This window comes from Acidobacteriota bacterium (genome assembly GCA_040752915.1).
GTDB lineage: Bacteria > Acidobacteriota > UBA4820 > UBA4820 > DSQY01 > JBFLVU01.
Genome location: JBFMHB010000023.1, coordinates 1 through 18,594 on the forward strand (window position 1 = coordinate 1; position 18,594 = coordinate 18,594).

Sequence of the window (18,594 nt, forward strand, 5' to 3'; positions counted from 1 at the left end):
CTTCGATTCGCGCGAAGTATTCGCGGAGATCAACATCAAAACCCGAGCCACCGAGGCGAACGAAGACGTATGGAAGGGAGTGACCGAATCGGAGGAAGTGGCGTGGGAGGTGAAGGAACCCCAAGGGGAGGACCTTCTGGCCATGGAGGCCTTACGGAAGGCCGTTCCAAATGCCCTCCGGGGATTGATTCTTGAGAATTGGGCCGACCAGTTCCTCACCCGCTTCCCCACCTCCACGTATGCGGGGTATGTGCTGGTCAAGCTGGGTGGGGGGATGTCCTTGCAGGAAGCATCAAGGGTGACGCCCGAGGTTCGGGATCAGGTCTGGTACGTTCCGACCGGAGCGAGCAGGGAGAAGCAGGAAGAGCATCGGCGGATGGTTCGGAAGAACTATGAGGAATTTGTTTCGCAAGCGCGAACTTTCCTCGCGGCGCACCCCGATTTTTCGCAGCGCGCGCTGTTAAGAAAGCAGTTGGCCATCCACCTTTTCTACCTGGATCGGGCGCAGGAGGCATGGGTGGAAGTCGAGGCTCTTTCCAAGCTGGATGGTCCCTGGGCAGAAGAAGCAAGGGCGCTCATGGAGTGCAAGGCGGTCTCCCTGAAGAACGCTGGTGCAGGCTAAGGGACCGCCGCCGTCGGTGTGATCTCCGGCTGCGACGCCTCGACGAACCAGATCAATGCGCCGGGCAGCGCCTTCTACGACGCGGACCTGAGGGACGTGGAGGAGCCGTTTCGGAATGCCTACGTGGAGGTAGGAAAAAGGGGTCACATCTTGTTTTCTAGCATAACGGGCGATACGATTGATTGAAAAGGGGCGGAGCAGGAGGCCACAGTGTCGCGTCCGCTGAGGATTGAATTTCCTGGGGCTGTTTATCATGTTTCCTCGCTCGGGAATGCCCGGCAGCAAGTGTTTTATGACGACATAGACCGGGAAGCGTTTCTCGAAGCGGTGGGGACCGGCGTGACCAGGTACGGCTTCGTTGTTCATGCCTATTGTTTGATGGACAACCACTACCACCTGCTGGTCGAGACGCCGAACGCAAATTTGTCTCTTGGGATGCAGCGCATCAACGGAGAGTATACGCAAGGGTTCAACCGTCGACATGGGCGTTGCGGGCACCTTTTCCAGGGGCGCTTCAAGGCTGTATTGGTACAGAAAGAGAGCCATTTGTTAGAAGTGTGCCGGTACGTGGTGCTGAACCCGGTCCGGGCAAAGAGGGTGACGCGGGCGGGAGATTGGAGCTGGAGCAGCTACCGGGCAACGGCCGGAGAGGTGAGGAGTTTTCCGTATCTAAGCACGTCGTGGGTGCTGTCCCAGTTTCACCGGGAGAAAGAGAAAGCGCAAAGGCTTTACAGGCGGTATGTCGAGCAAGGGCGGAGCCAAAAGGAGAACCCGCTTGCGCGAGTGACCGCACAAATGCTGTTGGGCACTACGGAGTTTGTGGATCAATGGCGTGAGATGGTGGAGGCTAAGCGGGAAGTGAAGGAGCACCCGCGTTTTCAGCGTATGGTGGCGAGGCCTCCGATTGAGGAAATTACGGATCGGAAGAAGGTGGGCGGCAGAATTGGGTTGGCTGCGCAGGTGCGCGAGGCACACGTGATTCACGGGTACACGCTTGCGGAGATTGCCAAACACCTTGGCGTCCATTACGCCACCGCCGGCAGGCTTCTCAAACTGGCAGAGCGCGGCGGGAAACAATAATGCTATAGAGCAAGATGTGACCCCAGTATCGCTATAGAGCAAGATGTGACCCCAGTCTCGACCCCCGGTCTCGACCCCATTCTCATTCCGCCAGTCCCTCGATTCCCTCCTTCGCCCCGGAGTCAGATGGACGCCCAAACCAGGGAAGATGGCGGCACTTGCGGATTGGGCCGCCCTTTCATAAGATTAGGGTTTCTTGCGGAGGCGCCTTGATCGTCGTTTTTGAAGCCGACGCCACTTCCGAGGACCTGGGCCGCGCCCGGGACCTTCTCTCCTCGCGCGCCGTGGCATTCCGGCCCCAGAAGACCGGTGATCGGGAGGTATGGGTGGTGGACGGAGAGGTCTCCGCGGAGGTCCGCGACGGCCTGGCGGCCCTGCCGGGCATCCGGCAGGCGGGCCCCCTCCGGGAAGGCTACGTCCTCGCCTCCCGCTCCATCCGCCCCGAAGGCACCGTGGTCGAGGCCGGACCCGCGCGGATCGGCGCCCGCGCCCTGGTCCTCGCGGCGGGCCCGTGCGCCGTGGAGAGCCCGGAGCAGATCTCGGCCTGCGCCGAGGCGGTGAAGGCCGCCGGCGGCGCCCTCCTGCGGGGCGGCTCCTTCAAGCCCCGGACCAGCCCCTACGCCTTCCAGGGCCTCGGCGACGAGGGCCTTCGCCTCCACCGGGAGGCGTGCGACCGCCACGGCCTGGCCATGGTGAGCGAGGTCCTGGACCGGGAGGATCTGCCCCGCGTGGCGGATTTCGCCGACGTGATCCAGGTGGGAAGCCGGAACATGCAGAACTTCCCCCTCTTGAAGGCGCTGGGGCGGCTCGGAAAGCCCGTCCTTCTCAAGCGGGGCCTCGCCGCCACCCGGGAGGAACTCCTCCTCGCCGCCGAGTACATCCTGGCGGGCGGAAATCCCCACGTGGTGCTCTGCGAGCGGGGGGTCCGCTCCTTCGACCCCTCCCTCCGAAACAGCCTGGACCTCGGATCGGTGGTCCTGCTGAAGGAGATGACCCACCTGCCCGTCCTTGTGGATCCATCCCATGCCTCGGGAGCCCGCCGCCTCGTCCTCCCCCTGGCCCGCGCGGCGGCCGTGGCGGGCGCCGACGGCCTCCTGGTGGAGGTCCATCCCGACCCTCGCGCCGCGCTGTCGGACGGACCCCAGGCCCTCCTGCCCGAGGAGTTGGTCCGGCTGGCGGGAGATCTCAAGGCCCTGGCCCCGGTCGTGGGACGGGCCTTCGGGGACGGGGCGTGATCCGGCTGACCAATTCCCTCTCCCGGAAGGTGGAGCCCCTCGAGCCCCTCGAGCCCGGACTCGTGAAGATGTACACCTGCGGCCCCACGGTCTACGACGTGGCCCACATCGGCAACTTCCGCACCTTCTGCGCGGAGGACCTCCTGAAGCGCTTCCTCCTCTGGGAGGGGTACCGGGTCCTGCACGTGAAGAACCTCACGGACATCGACGACCGGACCATCGAGCGCTCGAACCGGGACGGGATTCCTCTGCGGGAGCTTACGGACCGCTTCGCCGCCCTCTTCTTCGAGGACATGAACACCCTGAACAACCTGCCGGCGGACGTCTATCCGCGGGCCACGGACCACATCCCCGAGATGCTCGCCCTGGTGGCCGACATGGAGCGCAACGGCCACACCTACCTGAGCCAGGGATCGGTGTACTTCCGCGTCTCCAGCCTCCCCGACTACGGCTGCCTGTGCACCGTGGACCTGTCGGGAAACCTCGACGGCGCCCGGGTGGACAGCGACCACTACGACAAGGAGTCGGCCCGGGATTTCGTGCTGTGGAAGGGCGCTCGGCCCGGAGAACCCTCCTGGGAGAGCCCGTGGGGGCCCGGCCGGCCGGGATGGCACCTGGAGTGCTCGGCCATGAGCCGGAAGTACCTGGGCGAGGTCTTCGATCTCCACTCGGGAGGGGTGGACCTCATCTTCCCCCACCACGAAAACGAGATCGCCCAGAGCCGCGGGGCATCGGGAAAGGCGCCCGTCCGCCACTGGCTCCACGTGGAGCACCTCATGGTGAACGGGGAGAAGATGAGCAAATCCCTCGGCAATTTCTACACGCTGCGGGACCTGCTCGAGAAGGGGGCGGATCCCATGGCCATCCGCTACCTCCTTCTCTCCGTCCCGTACCGGAAGTCCCTGAACTTCACCTTCGAGGGCCTCGAGGCCGCCAAGGCGGCCCTGGGCCGGCTCAGGGCCTTCCGGTCACGGCTGGCAGAACCGACTCCTTCGGGCGAGGCCTCCGGCTCCTTCGCGGCGGCCCGAAGGGACTTCCGCGAGGCCCTGGAGGACGACCTCAACACCGCCGTGGCCCTGTCGGCCCTCTTCGAGGCCGTGCGGGCCGGAAACACGGCCCTGGATCAGGGAAGGCTGGGGGCTCCGGACCGGGAGGAGGCCCTCGGCCTGATCTCGGATTTCGAGGCGGTGTTCGGAATCCCGCTCGAGGAGAAGACCCTGCTGGACGCGGACGTGGAAGACATGATCCGTCGGAGGCAGGAGGCGCGGAAGCTCCGGGACTTCGCCGAGGCCGACCGGATCCGGGACGAACTCAAGGCGCGGGGCATCCTGCTCGAAGACACCCCCCAGGGGGTCCGCTGGAAGCGCGCCTGAGCCGGGGGTGTGCCTCATGCCCCTGCGAACCGGGCTTGGCGGAACCAACCTCGAGAAATTCGGTTTCGGACCGTTTCCATTTTGAGAGGGGGTGAGCCCATGGCCGGTGAGCTATCGCACGTCAAATGGGTCGTTCCCGCCGCGGACCTTTTGAATCTCACGCCGGAGAAGGCCCGGGGACTCATCGTCCGGTGCTTCCTGGAGGCCCAGAAGGAGACCTTCGCCCGGGCCCGGGAGCGGCTCGGCCAGACTCCCACGGAAGAGGCCCTCCTGGCCAACGTGGAGGGCGCGGTGCGCCTGGCCTTCCGCGAGTCCGGCGGGGAGTACGACCGCCCGACCCCGGAGAGCCTTGGAAAGGTGGTGGAAGTCCTGGCGCGCAAGGCCGGCTCCTGGGGCACGCCAGACGACGTGATCCGCCACCACAGGGATCAGATCGGCCGGGTGCTCGCGGCCCTGGCCGGAGAATGAAGAAGGCTCTCGAAGCGTCTCCTAATCCATCGGGCGGCCTCCGGGCGTGAAGACCCGTCGCCGATCCGGGAGGCTGGGAGGCGGTTGTAGCCCCGGCGGGATCCTGAGGACGCCCCGATTGACTTTGCCGCCGGGTCGGGTAAAGTGGCGGCTTGCGATCCTCGGGAGGAGATCCATGGCCGGCGCCGCACTGCTCAACGAGATCCGGAAGGTCCTCGAGGCTTACGCCACCAACGCCAAGCCCGAGTCCATGTACGCCCTGCGGGACATGCTCGAGGAGCTGGACCGCACGGAGGCCCTCAAGGACCTCGGCTGCAACAACGAGTGTCCCACGTGCCGCTTCGGGAAAGCCGATGCCGAGCCCTGGGAGAACCACTGCCGCATTCTAGGCTTCCTGGAAAAGGTCCAGGACGAGGACGTGGGGCGAAAGCGCGGAAACAGCCTGATCCAGCGGGAGGCCCGCGTTCTGCTGGCTTCCTTGGATTCCAGGGGGCGCTGACCCGCCGAACGCCGGCTCCTCGAACTCCCACGGCCGCCCCCCAGGCGGCCGAACCGCCGTTTGGAGGATCCACATGGGCCTGTCTACGAGAGTTTCCCTCGCGTCCCTCGCGGTGGCCGCCGCGGTCCTGCTCTCCCCGCCGCTCGGCGCCCAAGAAAACCCGAAGACCGACCCGGCCGCGGCCTTCGACGGCCTGGCCCTCCGGCCCCTGGGGCCCGCCCTCATGTCGGGGCGGATCGGAGACTTCGCCGTGGACCCCCAGCGGCCCGAGCGCCGCTTCGTGGCCGTCGCCTCGGGCGGAGTCTGGCTCACGGAGAACGGGGGCACGACGTGGACGCCCGTCTTCGACGCCGAAGGTTCCTACTCCATCGGCTGCGTGACCCTGGATCCGAAGAACCCCTTCGTGGTGTGGGTGGGCACCGGAGAGAACAACAGCCAGCGAAGCGTCGGGTACGGGGACGGCGTGTACCGGTCCGAAGACTCGGGCAGGAGCTGGAAGAACGTGGGGCTCAAGGCCTCGGAGCACATCGCCAAGATCCTGGTGGATCCTCGGGATTCGAATACGGTGTACGCGGCGGCCCAGGGCCCCCTGTGGGCCCGTGGGGGGGATCGCGGCCTGTACAAGACGACGGACGGCGGCAAGACCTGGAGGCAGGTGCTGAAGATCAGCGACGACACGGGCGTCACCGACGTGGTCATGGATCCCCGGGATCCGGACGTCCTCCTGGCGGCGTCCTACCAGCGCCGCCGACACGTGTGGGGCCTCGTGAACGGGGGCCCCGAGGCGGCGATCCACAAGAGCACAGACGGCGGGGAGACCTGGCGGAAAGTATCCCAGGGCCTGCCCAAGGCGGACCTGGGCCGGGTGGGCCTGGCCATCTCCCCCGCCGATCCCGACGTGGTCTACGCCATCGTCGAGGCGGCCCTCGAGGAGGGCGGTTTCTTCCGGTCGAAGGACCGCGGCGAGACCTGGGTGAAGCAGAGCGACATCCAGACCTCTTCCGGACAGTACTACAACGAAATCATCGCCGACCCCAAGGACCCGGACAGGGTCTACCTCATGGACACGTGGATGAAGGTCACCGAAGACGGGGGAAAGACCTTCCGGAAGGTGGGCGAGCGCTTCAAGCACGTGGACAACCACGCCCTCTGGATCGACCCCCGGGACACGGACCACCTGCTCGCGGGCTGCGACGGCGGGATTTACGAGAGCTTCGACCGCGGCGCCACGTGGAAGTTCACGGACAACCTCCCCGTGACGCAATTCTACCGGGTGACCCCGGACAACGCGCGCCCCTTTTACAACGTCTACGGAGGCACCCAGGACAACAACACCCTGGGCGGCCCCTCCCGCACGACGACCACCCACGGGATCACCAACGCCGACTGGGTCGTCACCGTTGGGGGGGACGGCTTCAAGACCCAGGTGGACCCGGACAATCCCGACATCGTCTATTCCCAATCCCAGTATGGGGGGCTCATCCGCTGGGACCGGAGGACGGGGGAGATTCTGGACATCCAGCCCCAGCCCGCCCCGGGCGGCGACCCTTTGCGGTTCAACTGGGATTCGCCCCTCCTGGTGAGCCCCCACGACCCGGCCCGGCTCTACTTCGCCGCTCAGATGGTCTTCCGCAGCGACGACCGCGGCTCCTCCTGGCGGGCGGTGAGCCCGGACCTGTCCCGGCGGATCGACCGGAACACACTGCCCATGATGGGGAGGGTGTGGGGCGTGGACGCGGTGGCCAAGAACGCTTCCACGTCCTTTTACGGTAACGTGGTCTCCCTCAACGAGTCCCCGCTCCTGGAAGGGCTCCTCTACGCAGGGACCGACGACGGACTCATCCAGGTCACCGAGGACGGCGGAGGCGCCTGGCGCGCGGTGGCGACCTTTCCGGGGGTCCCCGAACGGGCCTACGTGAGCGACCTGGAGGCCTCCCGCCACGAGCCGGACGTGGTCTATGCGGCCTTCGACAACCACAAGGAGGGAGACTTCAAGCCTTACCTCCTCAAGAGTTCGGACCGGGGCCGAACGTGGGCCTCCGTCGCCGGCGACCTCCCCGCCCGGGGGACCGTGTATGCCGTGGCGGAAGATCACGTGGAGAAAGACCTCCTCTTCGCGGGGACCGAATTCGGCCTCTTTTTCTCCAGGGACGGGGGCAAAAAGTGGATCCGCCTCAAGGGGGGCCTGCCCACCATCGCCGTCCGCGACCTGGAAATCCAGCGCCGGGAGGACGACTTGGTGGTGGCCACCTTCGGGCGGGGCCTCTACATCCTCGACGACTATTCACCGCTGAGGGAGGCCACCGCCGAGGCCCTCCAACGCCCCGCCGCCCTCTACCCCGTGAAAAAGGCCTGGCTCTACGTTCCATCCTCCCCCCTCGGGCTTCCCGAAAAGGCCAGCCTGGGGGACGGCTTCTTCACCGCGCCCAACCCGCCCTTCGGCGCCGTCTTCACCTACCGGTTGAAGGAGGAGATCCGGAGCCTGAAGAAGCAGCGGCAGGAAGCCGAAAAGAAAGCCTTGGAGGAAAAGAGGGCGGTCCCCTACCCGACCTGGGACGCGCTCCGCGCCGAGGACCGGGAGGAGGCCCCGGCCGTCCTTCTCGTGGTGAGCGACGCCGACGGAAACCCGGTCCGCACGTTGACGGGCCCCGTCACCGCGGGCTTTCACCGCGTGGCCTGGGACCTGCGTTTCCCGCCTTCGGACCCGGTTCGCCTCCAGGTCCCCGAGGATTTCAATCCGTGGGCGCCGGTGCCGATGGGACCCCTCGCCGCTCCAGGGACCTACCGGGTCCAGCTGTTCTCCCGCGCGGGCGGGACGGTCAAGGCCCTGTCGGAGCCCCGCTCCTTCACCGTGGAACCGCTCTGGAGCGGGGAACTGTCTCAGGCCCAGCGGGCGGAGACCCTGGCCTTCGGTCGGAAGACCCAGAGGCTCCAGCGCGCGGTTCTGGGTTCGGACGCCTTCCTGGACGAATTAAAGGTCCGCCTGGCCCACCTGGCCAGGGCCGTCGACGATTCTCCCTCGGCTCCGCCCGAGGCGGCCCTCGACGTCCGGCGGCTCGAAGGGCGGCTACAGGACCTCGCCGTCCGGCTGCGCGGGGACGCGACTGTCCGGCGCCGGAACGAACCCGATCCGCCCTCCATCCTCGAGCGGGTGCAACAGGTCGTGGGCGGCCACTTCGGGACCACCTCCCAGCCCACGGGAACTCACGAGGACGCGGTGCGGGCGGCTTCCGCCGCCTTCGGGCCCTTCCTCTCGGACCTCAGGAGGCTTGCGCAGGACGTCTCCGCCTTCGAGGCCCGCATGGAGGGCCTGGGGGCTCCTTGGACCCCCGGCCGCGTACCGGATTGGAAGGAGGAGTAGCCTCCCGCGGGGAAGACCTCAGAACGCCCCGTGCTCCCAGAGGATGTGCACGCCGATGGCGAGGAGCACGATGCCCCCCGCCCGCTCCGCCCACCGGCCCAGCCGGGCGGCGCCTCCGGCCAGGCGTCCCAGGTGAAGCCCGGCCCAGGTGAGGGCGGCGCATACCGCGCCGATGACCGCGGCGGGCCAGAGGATTTCCACGTCGAGCAGGGAGAGGCTCAACCCCACCGCCAGCGCATCCATACTGGTCGCCAGGGAAAGAACGACCAGAGAGACCCCGCGCGTGGGGTCTCCCCTTCCTTCCCTTTCGTCGCCTCGCCTGCTCTCCCAGATCATCCGCCCCCCGATGGCGAGGAGAAGCCCGAAGGCCACCCAATGGTCCCAGCGGGCCAGGAGGTCGGCCACGGTCCGGCCCGCCACCCATCCCAGGACGGGCATGAGGGCCTGGAAGAGGCCGAAGTGGAAGGCCAGCCGAAAGGTCTGGCGCCCGGACACGGTTCGAAGGTAGAGTCCCGTGGCCACCGCCACCGCAAAGGCATCCATGGCGAGGGCCGCGGCCAGGCCCAGGAGCGCGACGGGGTTCACGGCGTTCCGAGGGCCGCGGCGCGCCGGGACCGGACCCGGGTGCCCGCGGCGAGGATCAACATCACCAGCAACCCCGCCAAGGCCAGGATCGCCACCACCGCCGTCCTGTGGGAGGAATGGAGCTCTCCCAGCAGAACCACCAGCGCCCGGCCGAGGGCGTGGCCGAAGAAGATCCAGAGGGCGCTCCACAGGAGCAGGGCGGGGACCTCCCTCAGAACGAAGCGAGCATAGGGGAGGGGCCGGCTTCCCAGATAGACCATGAACGGGGCCCGCGTTCCATAGAGGAAACGCACCAGGAGGAAGGCGCCCCAGCTCTCTCCGTGTCGGTGTAGGCGCTGGAGGGCGGGCCGTTCGAGGAACCGGCGGACGCGGGGGTGCGAGGACAGGAATCTCCCGGCGGCGTAAAAGGCGTTGTCCACCGAAAAGGCTCCCAGAAACGCCACGGGAAGAAGGGCCCACAGGGAGATGAGGCGCTGGTGGGCCAGGAAGCCCGAGACGAGCAAGACCGTCTCGCCCTCGACCCACATCCCCACGAAAACCGCCAGGAGCCCGTACCGGGCCAGAAAGGCTTCCACGTCCGACCGCCCCCCGAGCGGCCCATCTTACAGGAGGCCGGGAGGAATAAGAAGAGCCGCGGACCCGTTGGACCGGGGATGCGCCCCGGCACCCCGAGCCCATCCGAGGGGCGAGGCGGGGCGCCCTTCGATCCCAGGAGAGGAATCCATGCACGAACTTCCCCAGCTCCCGTACGCCCCCGAGGCCCTTGAGCCCCACATCGACGCCCGCACGATGCAGATCCACCACGGCAAGCACCACGCCGCCTACGTGGCGAACTTGAACAAGGCCCTGGAGGGCCACCCGGACCTGCAAAAGAAGCCCGTGGAGGACCTTCTCCGCGACATCGCCACCGTTCCCGATTCCATCCGCACGGCCGTGCGCAACCACGGTGGAGGCCACGCCAACCACGGGCTCTTCTGGAAGATCATGGCCCCCGGAGCGGGCGGAGCTCCATCGGGAGACCTGGCCGCAGAACTGGAGAAGGAATTCGGTTCCTTCGAGTCCTTCAAGGAGCGGCTGACGAACGCGGCCGCGGGACAGTTCGGCTCGGGGTGGGGTTGGCTCGTCTGGACCGGAGGGCGCCTCGAAGTCCTCGCCCGCCCGAACCAGGACAGCCCTCTGATGGAGGGGAAGGTGCCCCTGCTGGGGGTGGACGTCTGGGAGCACGCCTACTACCTCCAGTATCAGAATCGCCGTCCCGACTACCTTGCCGCCTGGTGGAACACGGTGAACTGGGCCGAGGTTTCGCGCAATTGGGTCAAGGCGAAAAGTTAGACCCGTACGGGCCTCGCCGAAGGCTCTCCCTTCCCGGTGGGAAAGGCGGCTGGCCCCCCTCCCGGGCTTGTCCCGCGTCCTTTTGACCTGAGAGAATGCGGTCAGGGGAGGCAAGCCATGGGGATCGCCCGGTTTCTCAAGGCGGCATTCGTCATCTCGGTTCTTCTCTACGGCGCGATCGCCGTCTTCGTGGCCGGCCCGCCCGACTGGTCCCTCCCGACGGTCCCCGAGGCGCCAGCGGCCCCCCTCTTCTACGCCCTCACCCTCTGTGCGCTCGGAGCGTGGGCCGCGGGGTCGATCCTGGGTCGAAAGGCGCAGGCCCCCTCCTTGTTCCGGTCGGGGCCCCGGCCCTGGCCCGTTCAGCGCTTCATCCTGGCCGCCGCCCTGGTGGAGGGGGGCGCCATTATGGGCCTGGCGCTCTCCCTCGTCCTCAGGGACTCTCGGTACGGTCTCGCCCACGCCGCCGTGGCCGCCTTCCTCCTGGCCATTCTCCCCGCCTCGGGGGATTGAGCCGGGGCGGGCTCAGCCTTCCGGTGGCAGGCCCCAGGCGGGTATACTTCTGGAGATGGACGAGCGGGGAAGGCCCCTGGGCTGGTATCTGGAAGGGACGATGGACGGCGGCAAGGCGCTTCGGGTGCCCCTCCGGGACCTCCCATTCTTGGTGGGCCGACGCGCCGAATGCCACCTCCACCTCGAATCCAGGAGCATCTCCCGCGCCCACGCCCAGATCTTCTCGCGGGGCGGGGAGCTCCTCCTGCAGGACCTGGCCAGCAAGAACGGGACCTTCGTGAACCGCCTGCGCCTGGGCGAGGAGGAGGTTCCCCTCCAAGCGGGCGATGCCATCCGCTTCGGTGACCTCGAGTTCCGGCTCCGGCGTGAGGCGGAGGAATCGACGGAGGACACGAGCACGTCGTTGGAGCTTCTCGCGCCGGACCGGGACGTGGAGAGCGTGGCCGCCCGGTTTCGCGATCTCATCGACCGCAGGGCGGTGGAGCCCCGGTTCCAGCCCATTGTGGACCTGGCGACGGGACGGACCCACGGCTTCGAGATCTTCGGGCGGGGGACCGCCGAGGGCCTTCCGGAGGATCCTGAATCGTTGTTCGCCATCGCCCAGATTCTCGGGCTCGAAACCGACCTGAGCCGGATCTTCTGGGAGGAAGGCCTCCGTGCGGGACAGGACCTGCCCGACTGTCCCACGCTCTTCATCAACGTGCATCCCGCCGAGACCGCCGACCCCGTCTTCCTGGAAGCCCTCCGGTCGGTGCGCGAGGAGCGGCCCCGGATGCCGCTCACCGTGGAGGTGAGCGAGAAGGCGGTGACGGATCCGCAATCCATGCGCCGCCTCAAGGAGGAACTCCTTTCCATCGACGTGTGGCTGGCGTACGACGACTTCGGGGCAGGCCAGGCGCGCCTGTTGGAGCTCATCGAGGTCCCCCCCCACTACCTGAAGTTTGACGCGTCCCTCGTCCGCCACCTCCCTTTGAAACCCAAACGCTACGCCAAGTTCCTCGAGGTCCTCGTGCGCATGACCCGGGACTTGGGAATTGCCTCCCTCGCCGAGGGGGTCGAGACCGCCGAAGAGCTGGACGCGTGCCGGTCCGTGGGTTTCCGGTACGCCCAGGGATTCCACATCGGCCGCCCTGCGAGGGTGGAAGAATTGGCCTAGTCCGAATCGCTCGGCGTCCGAGGGCGCCGGAGGGGGTTCCCATGGTGTGGATCGTCGTGCCGTCGGCCGTAGCCGTCGTCCTCGTCGCCTTCCTCGTGCTCTGGGCCTTCAACTACCGGAAGGTGGGCCCCAACCAGGTTCTCGTCATTTCGGGACGAAGCTCCACGATGACGGAACCGGACGGGAGGTCCCGCAAGGTGGGCTACCGGCTCCAGGTAGGGGGCGGGACTTTTGTCATGCCGCTCATGGAGACGGTGGACGTGCTGCCCCTGGAGGTCATGTCCCTCTCCCTGCGGTGCCCCGAGGTGCTCACGGCCCAGGGGGTCCTCCTCTCCGCCGAGGCCCAGGGACAGGTGAAGGCCTGCGCCGAGGAGCCGCTCCTCCACCGGGCCGTGGAGAACTTCCTCTCCAAGGGGGCCTCGGCCATCGTCTACGTGGCCCAAGAGGTCCTGGAGGGCCACATGAGGGCCATCCTCGGGACCCTCTCCGTGGAAGAGATCTACACCCAGCGCGAGGAATTCGCTGAGCGCGTCCGCGAGCGCGCCGCCGACGACTTCGCGCGGCTGGGGCTGGAGCTCGTTTCCTTCGCCCTCAAGGACATTAGCGACTCCCAGGGCTACATCCAATCCCTGGGCGCCCGCCGCATCGCCGAGGTAAAGCGCGACGCGGCCATCGCCCAGGCCGAAACCGAGCGCGACGCCGCCATCCGCGCCTCCGAGTACCGGAAGGAGGGGGACGTGGCCCGCCTGAACGCCGAGGCCGAACTGGCCCGCGCCACGCGGGACTTCGAGATCCAGCGGGCCGAATTCCAGGCCGCCGTGAACGTCAAGAGGGCCGCCGCGGACGTCTCCTACGATCTCGAGCGGGCGAGGCTCTCGGAGGAGCTCAAGCGGCAGGAGTTCGCCGTCCGCCTCGCCGAGGTGGAACTGGCGGCGCGCGTCGGGGAGAAGGAGATCGAGCGCCGGGAGAAGGAGCTCGAGGCCACGGTGAAACGACCGGCCGAAGCCATGCAGTACCAGGCCAAGCTGGAGGCCGAAACGGAGGCGTACCGCAAGGAGCTCGAAGCCAAGGGGCGGGCGGCCGGGGTCCGCCTGGAGGGCGCGGCGGCGGCGGACGCCATCCGGGCGCGGGGGGCCGCGGAGGCCGAGGCCATGCGCGACAAGGCCTCGGCCTACAAGGAATACACCGATGCGGCCCTCCAGGAGACCGCCCTCAAGACCCTCCCGGACCTGGCCCGCGCCGTGGCCGAACCCCTCGCCAAGGTGGACAAGATCGTGATGGTCGGGGAAAACCAGGGGGCGCCCAAGATCACCGGCCAGGTGGCCTCGGTCCTCGCCCAGCTCCCTGAGGTGGTGGAGAACCTCACCGGTATCGACCTGAAGGCCATCCTGAAGAAGAAGCAGGACTGACCAAGCGCTCGCAGGGGACCGCATGCTTTCGGAACGGGTGAACCGAATCGGGATGAGCCCCACCCTCCGGATCACGGCGAGGGCGCAGCAAATGAGGGCCCAGGGCGTGGACGTGGTGGACTTCTCCGTGGGGGAGCCCGACTTCCCCACGCCCGACCCGGTGATCCGGTCGGCCAAGGCGGCGCTGGACGCCGGTTTCACCAAGTACACGGCCAACGACGGAATCCCCGAACTCAAGCGGGCGATTTGCGAAAAGCTCGAGCGGGATAACGGCCTGCGCTTTTCGCCCGAGGAGGTGATCGTCTCGACGGGCGCCAAGGCCAACCTCTTCCATCTGGCCCTTGCCCTTTTCGAGCCCGGCGACGACGTTCTGATCCCCTCGCCCTGCTGGGTCTCCTATCCCGATCAGGTCCGCGTGGCGGGCGCCAACCCGGTCCTCGTCCCCACCCGGGAAGAGGAGGGCTTTCGGCTTCAGGCCCGGGACCTGCAGGCCGCCATCACGCCCAACACCAAGGCCCTCGTGCTCAACTATCCGTGCAATCCCACGGGGGCCACCTACTCCCGCGAGGACCTCGAGGCCCTGGCCGAGGTGTGCGTGAAGGAGCAGGTCCTCGTCCTCTCCGACGAAATCTACGAGAAGCTCCTGTACGACGGGCGGCGGTTCGTCTCCATCGCCTCCCTCGGGGAGGCCATCCGCAAGATCACCGTGGTGGTGAACGGCTTCTCCAAGGCCTTCTCCATGACCGGTTGGCGGCTGGGTTACGCGGCGGGACCCAAGGAGATCATTTCGGCCTGCTCCAAGATCCAGTCCCACGCCACTTCCAACGCCGTGTCCTTCGTCCAGAAGGCCGCCGTGGAGGCCCTGCGATCCTGCTCCACCGATGTGGAGAGGATGCGCCAGGAGTTCGAGCGGCGCCGGAACGCCATCGTCTACCGGCTTCAGTCCATCCCGGGGCTGTCCTGCGGAACCCCGTCGGGCGCCTTCTACGTCCTGCCCAATGTCTCGGCGTACCTCGACAAGGAGTTTCAGGGAGCCCCGGTCCGGAACACCTATGGCCTGGCCTATTACCTGCTCAAGGAAGCCCACGTGGCCGTGGTTCCCGGGGAAGCCTTCCAGGCACCCGAGCACCTGCGGCTCTCCTTTGCCTCTTCCATGGATCGGATCGAGGAGGGCCTGCGCCGGATTTCCCGCGCCCTGGCCCGCCTGGAAGCCCCTCGTCGGTTGAAGCCCCGGGCCCTCAACAACGTCCTCACGAAGGTGAGGGATTGCGTGGAGGCCCGACCCATGGCGGGCTACGAGGCCCGGAACGCCCTCCTACAAGAGGCCCAGAGCGGGCTCCCCGCGGACAGCTACTTCGAGTGGAACGCTTCCCTGTGCGGGGCCGTCGTCCAGCTGAGGACCAACTCCCCCCACCTCGCGGACTTCTTCCAGGAGAACTTCTACCCCGCCTCCCTGGAAGGGGATATCGAGCCCCACGCGGTGGTCTACGCCGTAAAGGACGCTCCCGGAAGGGAGCCCCAGGCCCACCTCTCCCTGGAGACGGCCACGGCTTTCCTCTTCAACACGGCCCTGTACGGCCAGGTCCGCTCCGCGGCCCTGGCCCTCGCGGGCGAGACCGCCTCCCGGGCCTCCGGGGCCCTTCTCGCCCACGCCGCCGCCCTCGACGTCGGCGGCAAGGGGGCCCTCGTCTGGGGCGGCCCGGGGACGGGGCGGACGGGCCTCCTCGCCGCGGCCCTCGCCCGCGACGGCGCCCGACTGGTCTCCTCCGACGTGGTCCTGGTCCGCCTCGGAGCGAGCGGCGCCACGGCGGACCTTCCGGAAAGGAAGCTCTACCTCAAAGCCAAGTGGGCCAAACATCTGCCCGAAATCGGGGCACTGCTGGAGCGGTCCAAGCTGGAGAACGTGGTCACGCGGAGGGAGGAGTGCCGGATCGAGTACTGCCAGGACTCGGACGCGTGCCCCCTGGACAAGGGCGCCGCCGCTTGCCCGGCGGCCAGCGTGGACGGACGGCTCATGCTGGACCCTTACTGGCTCGGGGGTTCCGCTCGCCACACGCGGCGGACTTCGGTGAAGCTCTGCGTGCTGCTGGCCAGGGATCCCGTCTTGCCCGCGCTGAAAACGATCGAGCCCCGGGACGCCGCCCGCATGCTGGCCGACGGCAGCCTGCCCGGTCACCGGGGCGTGGGGCCTTCCCTGCTCAATCCCCACCTCCTGGGCCTCCTCGACACGGGCCGGGTGGACCAGCTCCGAGCCCGCCACGAGCACCTCTTCGCCCTCGGCCGAACCGTCCTGCTCAACACTTCGGTGGGGAGCCCCGAAGCCCAGGCCCGACTCCTGGTGGACGCTCTGTCGGCGGTCTGAGGGGAGAATCCGGGATCAGCGCGACGTGAAGCGGAGGGCGGCGAAGGCGCTTCGGGCGGAGGAGGCGGTGTCGTCCGAGTCGATCTGGAAGCAGACGGCGAGGGGCGCGGGCGCCGGTTCCCCGAAGGCCTTTTGGAAGTCCCCCGCCACGTCCCTCGCTTCCGAGGCCCAGACCCCCTGGCCATCGCGGCGGTTTCTCAGCACGAAGACGCGGGTCTCGTCGTTCTTGGGCGAATGGTAGAACGTCCCGGCCTCGGGCACCGTTTCCCAGGTGTAGCCGAGGATTCGGGGCTGGAGTTTGCCGGCAAGCCCTTTGCCCGGAAAAAAGAGGTACACCTGGGCGGGCTCGTCGTCCGATTCGGCCCTCCGGCCGTCCCCCGAAGGCGGGTACGCATCCACGCGCCAGGACCAGGCGAGAACGGGGGTCTTGGACAGGTCCACCTCGACCCTTCGAAGGAAGGCCCACGAAGAGGACCGGCTGACGAGATTCAAGGTCGGGAGGCCCTCCCACGTTCCGAAGAGCAGGTCCACCGCTCCCCGCCACTTCTTCACGGTCCAATCCGCGCGGAAGGAGGCGGCGCTGGCGAAGGTCTCCACCCATACGGTGGAGGGTCCGGGGGGCCCGGGAGGTCCGGAGGCCGAGCGGGTCGAGGCACAGAGAGCCGCGGCGGCCAGGAGCGTGAGGCCCGCCCCGAGCGGACGGCGAGTTTTCATGGACTCACCGGCCTCCCCTCCGGAAGGGAAGCGGGTCGCGCCCCGATCGGCGCGGCTCCCACGGCGCGATGTAAGGGGAGAGGGGCAGGCGGTCCTCGGCGGCCTCCGAGGCGCCGGGAACCGCGGGGGCCCAGGGCTCCACCTTCGGCGTCCGCCCGTCCACCGCATCGAGTTCCCGGTGGGCGAGGTCGCGGATCTCCTTCTTGAGTCCCTGTGCGGCGATCTCCTCGGTGAAGGCCCGCCGCCCCTCCACCATCTCCCTCACGAAGGCGGCGATCTGCGCCTCCGAATAGAAGCGCGCCGGGTCCCAGGCCGAGAGGTCGAGCCCGTCGCCGGAAACCACCTCCTCGGTCCCGAAGCGTCCCTTGCGGTATACGTTGGAGCCCCTCAGGTCCCCTCTTTGCAGGGCGGCCATGAGGTCGATGGGAACCCGCTGGACCTTCCGGACCAGGGTTTTCTTCCCGGTGGCTCCATCCACGTCGATGATCTCGCCCATCCCGCCGGTGTTGTACTGAAGGAAGTGGACCTTCCCCGGATGGCGGGAGCAGAGGTCCTTCACGATGTCGTAGAAGGCGTTCACCTTCCGACCCTGGGCGCCGATGATGAAATCGTCCATCCCCACGATGCGAACCGATTCCCCCGCCTTGGCGGGGACGGTGGCGAAGGAGTGGCTGGATTCGCCCCACAGGTAGGCCAGGACCCCCTGGTCGGGCGTGAGCCGCTGGGCGAAGGGCAGGATGGTGTTGCGCCGGGTGATGAAGGCGAAGACGATGCCGTCCACCTCTTCGAGGGGCGGGGTGTTGATGGAGTCGTGGCAGATGGACACGGTCCGTCCGCCGCGCCTCACCTTGAGTTCACGGCGATCGAGCACGCCTCGCCCGTTCTCGCCGAGGCGCTCGTCCAGGAAGTCCACCTCCCCCCGGTGATTCACCATGACGTTCTCGAGCAGGGCGCTCCGGTGGGACAGGGCCCGGTACATGGCCTCCTGCATCGTGAGGTCCACGTCCGTCTTGACGTAGTAGTTCTGCTCCGTTCCGTAGGAGGAGCCGTCCCGGCGGAGAAACACGATGTCGTCCTGGGCCACCCAGGTTCCCTCGCCCGCCTCCGGATCGAGCCCGAGCTGGTGGCAGGACCAGGTGGACTTTCCCGTGGCCGTGAGGCCGAACATGAACACCGCGTAGGTCTTGAGCTTGCCCGACTTCTCGTCGCGGGCCCTCACGATCTTGGTGCCCGCGTGCAGACCCAGCATCCCACGCTGGTCGGCGCGGTACATGGCCTGGCGGAGGAACCCCTTCTTGCACTCCCCCGTGTAGTCGGTTCCGAGGGCCACGTTCACGTCCTGTTCGGGCAGGGTCAGCACCTGCATTCGGAGCTGGTGCTCCATGGGAATGTCGATCATGAAGAACTCGGGCCCGGGCCGCCCCCTCTTCACGTCGCCCAGGGTGGAGGCCCATTCGTAGGCCAGGCGGTGGTTCTTGGCGTCGGCCGTGCACACGTAGAGGTTGCAAATGGGGTTGAACTCGGGGTTGTCGCCCATCTGCCTCCGCGCGTGAACGAAGGGCATGGTGCGCACGAGCTGGAGCACTTTGTGGAGCTGCTCGGGCGCGCGCGCCACGATGGACAGCTGTTCTGCGCTGGGCCGTGGAAGGACAACATCCGACCCGGACCCGAGGTAAACGGTCTTGGAAGCGACGCGGGAAGAGACGGCCGACCACCATAGAGGGGCGCCGCTTCGCGTGCGGAAGGCCGTCTGCAAGGCCCGCTTCCGCAGACGCCGCATGGACGCCCGTTCCACATTGTCCCCGGCAAGGGAGGCTCGCAGGTTTTCCGCGAACCTTCGGTACACATCCGGATCGTACGGTCCGTTGGCCATGGCTCCCTCGCCCTC

16 protein-coding genes are annotated in these 18,594 nt (G+C 67.6%); 12 read left to right on the forward strand and 4 right to left on the reverse strand.

Annotation, left to right across the window (positions count from 1 at the left end; translation table 11 throughout):
• The 7 genes from AB1824_06020 to AB1824_06050 form a co-directional block, all read left to right on the forward strand.
• A partial coding sequence (locus AB1824_06020; GenBank protein ID MEW5764516.1) for a hypothetical protein occupies positions 1–622 on the forward strand: 622 nt, incomplete at its 5' end.
• A gap of 210 nt (positions 623–832) precedes the next feature.
• On the forward strand, positions 833–1,702 hold the full coding sequence (locus tag AB1824_06025; GenBank protein MEW5764517.1) for a transposase: 870 nt from the start codon (positions 833–835) through the stop codon (positions 1,700–1,702).
• Positions 1,703–1,911: 209 nt separating this feature from the next.
• Complete coding sequence (gene aroF, locus AB1824_06030; protein ID MEW5764518.1) at positions 1,912–2,937, forward strand: 3-deoxy-7-phosphoheptulonate synthase; 1,026 nt, start codon at positions 1,912–1,914, stop codon at positions 2,935–2,937.
• Positions 2,934–4,310, forward strand: a complete 1,377-nt coding sequence (cysS, locus tag AB1824_06035; GenBank protein MEW5764519.1) for a cysteine--tRNA ligase — start codon at positions 2,934–2,936, stop codon at positions 4,308–4,310. The genes aroF and cysS overlap by 4 nt, the downstream gene beginning before the upstream one ends.
• 99 nt (positions 4,311–4,409) lie before the next feature.
• Positions 4,410–4,778, forward strand: a complete 369-nt coding sequence (locus AB1824_06040; protein ID MEW5764520.1) for a hypothetical protein — start codon at positions 4,410–4,412, stop codon at positions 4,776–4,778.
• 175 nt (positions 4,779–4,953) lie between these two features.
• Positions 4,954–5,277, forward strand: a complete 324-nt coding sequence (locus AB1824_06045) for a hypothetical protein (GenBank protein MEW5764521.1) — start codon at positions 4,954–4,956, stop codon at positions 5,275–5,277.
• Positions 5,278–5,350: 73 nt separating this feature from the next.
• Entirely contained in the window at positions 5,351–8,638 is a 3,288-nt protein-coding gene (locus AB1824_06050) for a glycosyl hydrolase (GenBank protein MEW5764522.1), read from the forward strand.
• An 18-nt stretch (positions 8,639–8,656) separates the two neighbouring features.
• On the opposite strand, the gene AB1824_06055 is transcribed toward AB1824_06050, so the two are convergent.
• Together AB1824_06055 and AB1824_06060 are read right to left on the reverse strand one after the other, a co-directional pair.
• Positions 8,657–9,223: a manganese efflux pump MntP family protein gene (locus AB1824_06055; protein MEW5764523.1), complete on the reverse strand. Its 567-nt coding sequence runs from the start codon at positions 9,221–9,223 to the stop codon at positions 8,657–8,659.
• Positions 9,220–9,798 (reverse strand): VTT domain-containing protein, encoded by a 579-nt coding sequence (locus tag AB1824_06060; protein ID MEW5764524.1) that lies wholly within the window; start codon positions 9,796–9,798, stop codon positions 9,220–9,222. Before AB1824_06060 ends, AB1824_06055 begins: the two co-directional genes overlap by 4 nt.
• 148 nt (positions 9,799–9,946) lie before the next feature.
• Between AB1824_06060 and AB1824_06065 the strand changes: the two genes are divergently transcribed.
• From AB1824_06065 to AB1824_06085, 5 genes are all read left to right on the forward strand, one after another.
• Positions 9,947–10,555: a superoxide dismutase gene (locus AB1824_06065; GenBank protein MEW5764525.1), complete on the forward strand. Its 609-nt coding sequence runs from the start codon at positions 9,947–9,949 to the stop codon at positions 10,553–10,555.
• 117 nt (positions 10,556–10,672) lie between these two features.
• Complete coding sequence (locus AB1824_06070) at positions 10,673–11,065, forward strand: hypothetical protein (GenBank protein MEW5764526.1); 393 nt, start codon at positions 10,673–10,675, stop codon at positions 11,063–11,065.
• Positions 11,066–11,120: 55 nt separating this feature from the next.
• Entirely contained in the window at positions 11,121–12,221 is a 1,101-nt protein-coding gene (locus AB1824_06075; GenBank protein MEW5764527.1) for an EAL domain-containing protein, read from the forward strand.
• Between the two features lie 41 nt (positions 12,222–12,262).
• Positions 12,263–13,630 (forward strand): SPFH domain-containing protein, encoded by a 1,368-nt coding sequence (locus AB1824_06080; protein MEW5764528.1) that lies wholly within the window; start codon positions 12,263–12,265, stop codon positions 13,628–13,630.
• A 22-nt stretch (positions 13,631–13,652) separates the two neighbouring features.
• Positions 13,653–15,992, forward strand: a complete 2,340-nt coding sequence (locus AB1824_06085) for a pyridoxal phosphate-dependent aminotransferase (GenBank protein ID MEW5764529.1) — start codon at positions 13,653–13,655, stop codon at positions 15,990–15,992.
• Between the two features lie 15 nt (positions 15,993–16,007).
• Here AB1824_06085 and AB1824_06090 read toward each other — a convergent pair whose 3' ends face one another.
• Complete coding sequence (locus tag AB1824_06090) at positions 16,008–16,706, reverse strand: DUF3047 domain-containing protein (protein ID MEW5764530.1); 699 nt, start codon at positions 16,704–16,706, stop codon at positions 16,008–16,010.
• 4 nt (positions 16,707–16,710) lie between these two features.
• Positions 16,711–18,579: a phosphoenolpyruvate carboxykinase (ATP) gene (locus AB1824_06095; protein ID MEW5764531.1), complete on the reverse strand. Its 1,869-nt coding sequence runs from the start codon at positions 18,577–18,579 to the stop codon at positions 16,711–16,713.
• Between the last annotated feature and the right edge of the window lie 15 nt (positions 18,580–18,594).

Excerpts from the sequence above, each read along its gene's own strand:
- AB1824_06040 (MEW5764520.1), top strand. The coding sequence starts at position 4,410 with ATGGCCGGTGAGCTATCGCACGTCAAATGGGTCGTTCCCGCCGCGGAC.
- AB1824_06045 (MEW5764521.1), top strand. The coding sequence starts at position 4,954 with ATGGCCGGCGCCGCACTGCTCAACGAGATCCGGAAGGTCCTCGAGGCT.
- AB1824_06050 (MEW5764522.1), top strand. The coding sequence starts at position 5,351 with ATGGGCCTGTCTACGAGAGTTTCCCTCGCGTCCCTCGCGGTGGCCGCC.
- AB1824_06065 (MEW5764525.1), top strand. The coding sequence starts at position 9,947 with ATGCACGAACTTCCCCAGCTCCCGTACGCCCCCGAGGCCCTTGAGCCC.
- AB1824_06070 (MEW5764526.1), top strand. The coding sequence starts at position 10,673 with ATGGGGATCGCCCGGTTTCTCAAGGCGGCATTCGTCATCTCGGTTCTT.
- AB1824_06075 (MEW5764527.1), top strand. The coding sequence starts at position 11,121 with ATGGACGAGCGGGGAAGGCCCCTGGGCTGGTATCTGGAAGGGACGATG.
- AB1824_06080 (MEW5764528.1), top strand. The coding sequence starts at position 12,263 with ATGGTGTGGATCGTCGTGCCGTCGGCCGTAGCCGTCGTCCTCGTCGCC.
- AB1824_06085 (MEW5764529.1), top strand. The coding sequence starts at position 13,653 with ATGCTTTCGGAACGGGTGAACCGAATCGGGATGAGCCCCACCCTCCGG.
- AB1824_06090 (MEW5764530.1), bottom strand. The coding sequence starts at position 16,706 with ATGAAAACTCGCCGTCCGCTCGGGGCGGGCCTCACGCTCCTGGCCGCC.
- AB1824_06095 (MEW5764531.1), bottom strand. The coding sequence starts at position 18,579 with ATGGCCAACGGACCGTACGATCCGGATGTGTACCGAAGGTTCGCGGAA.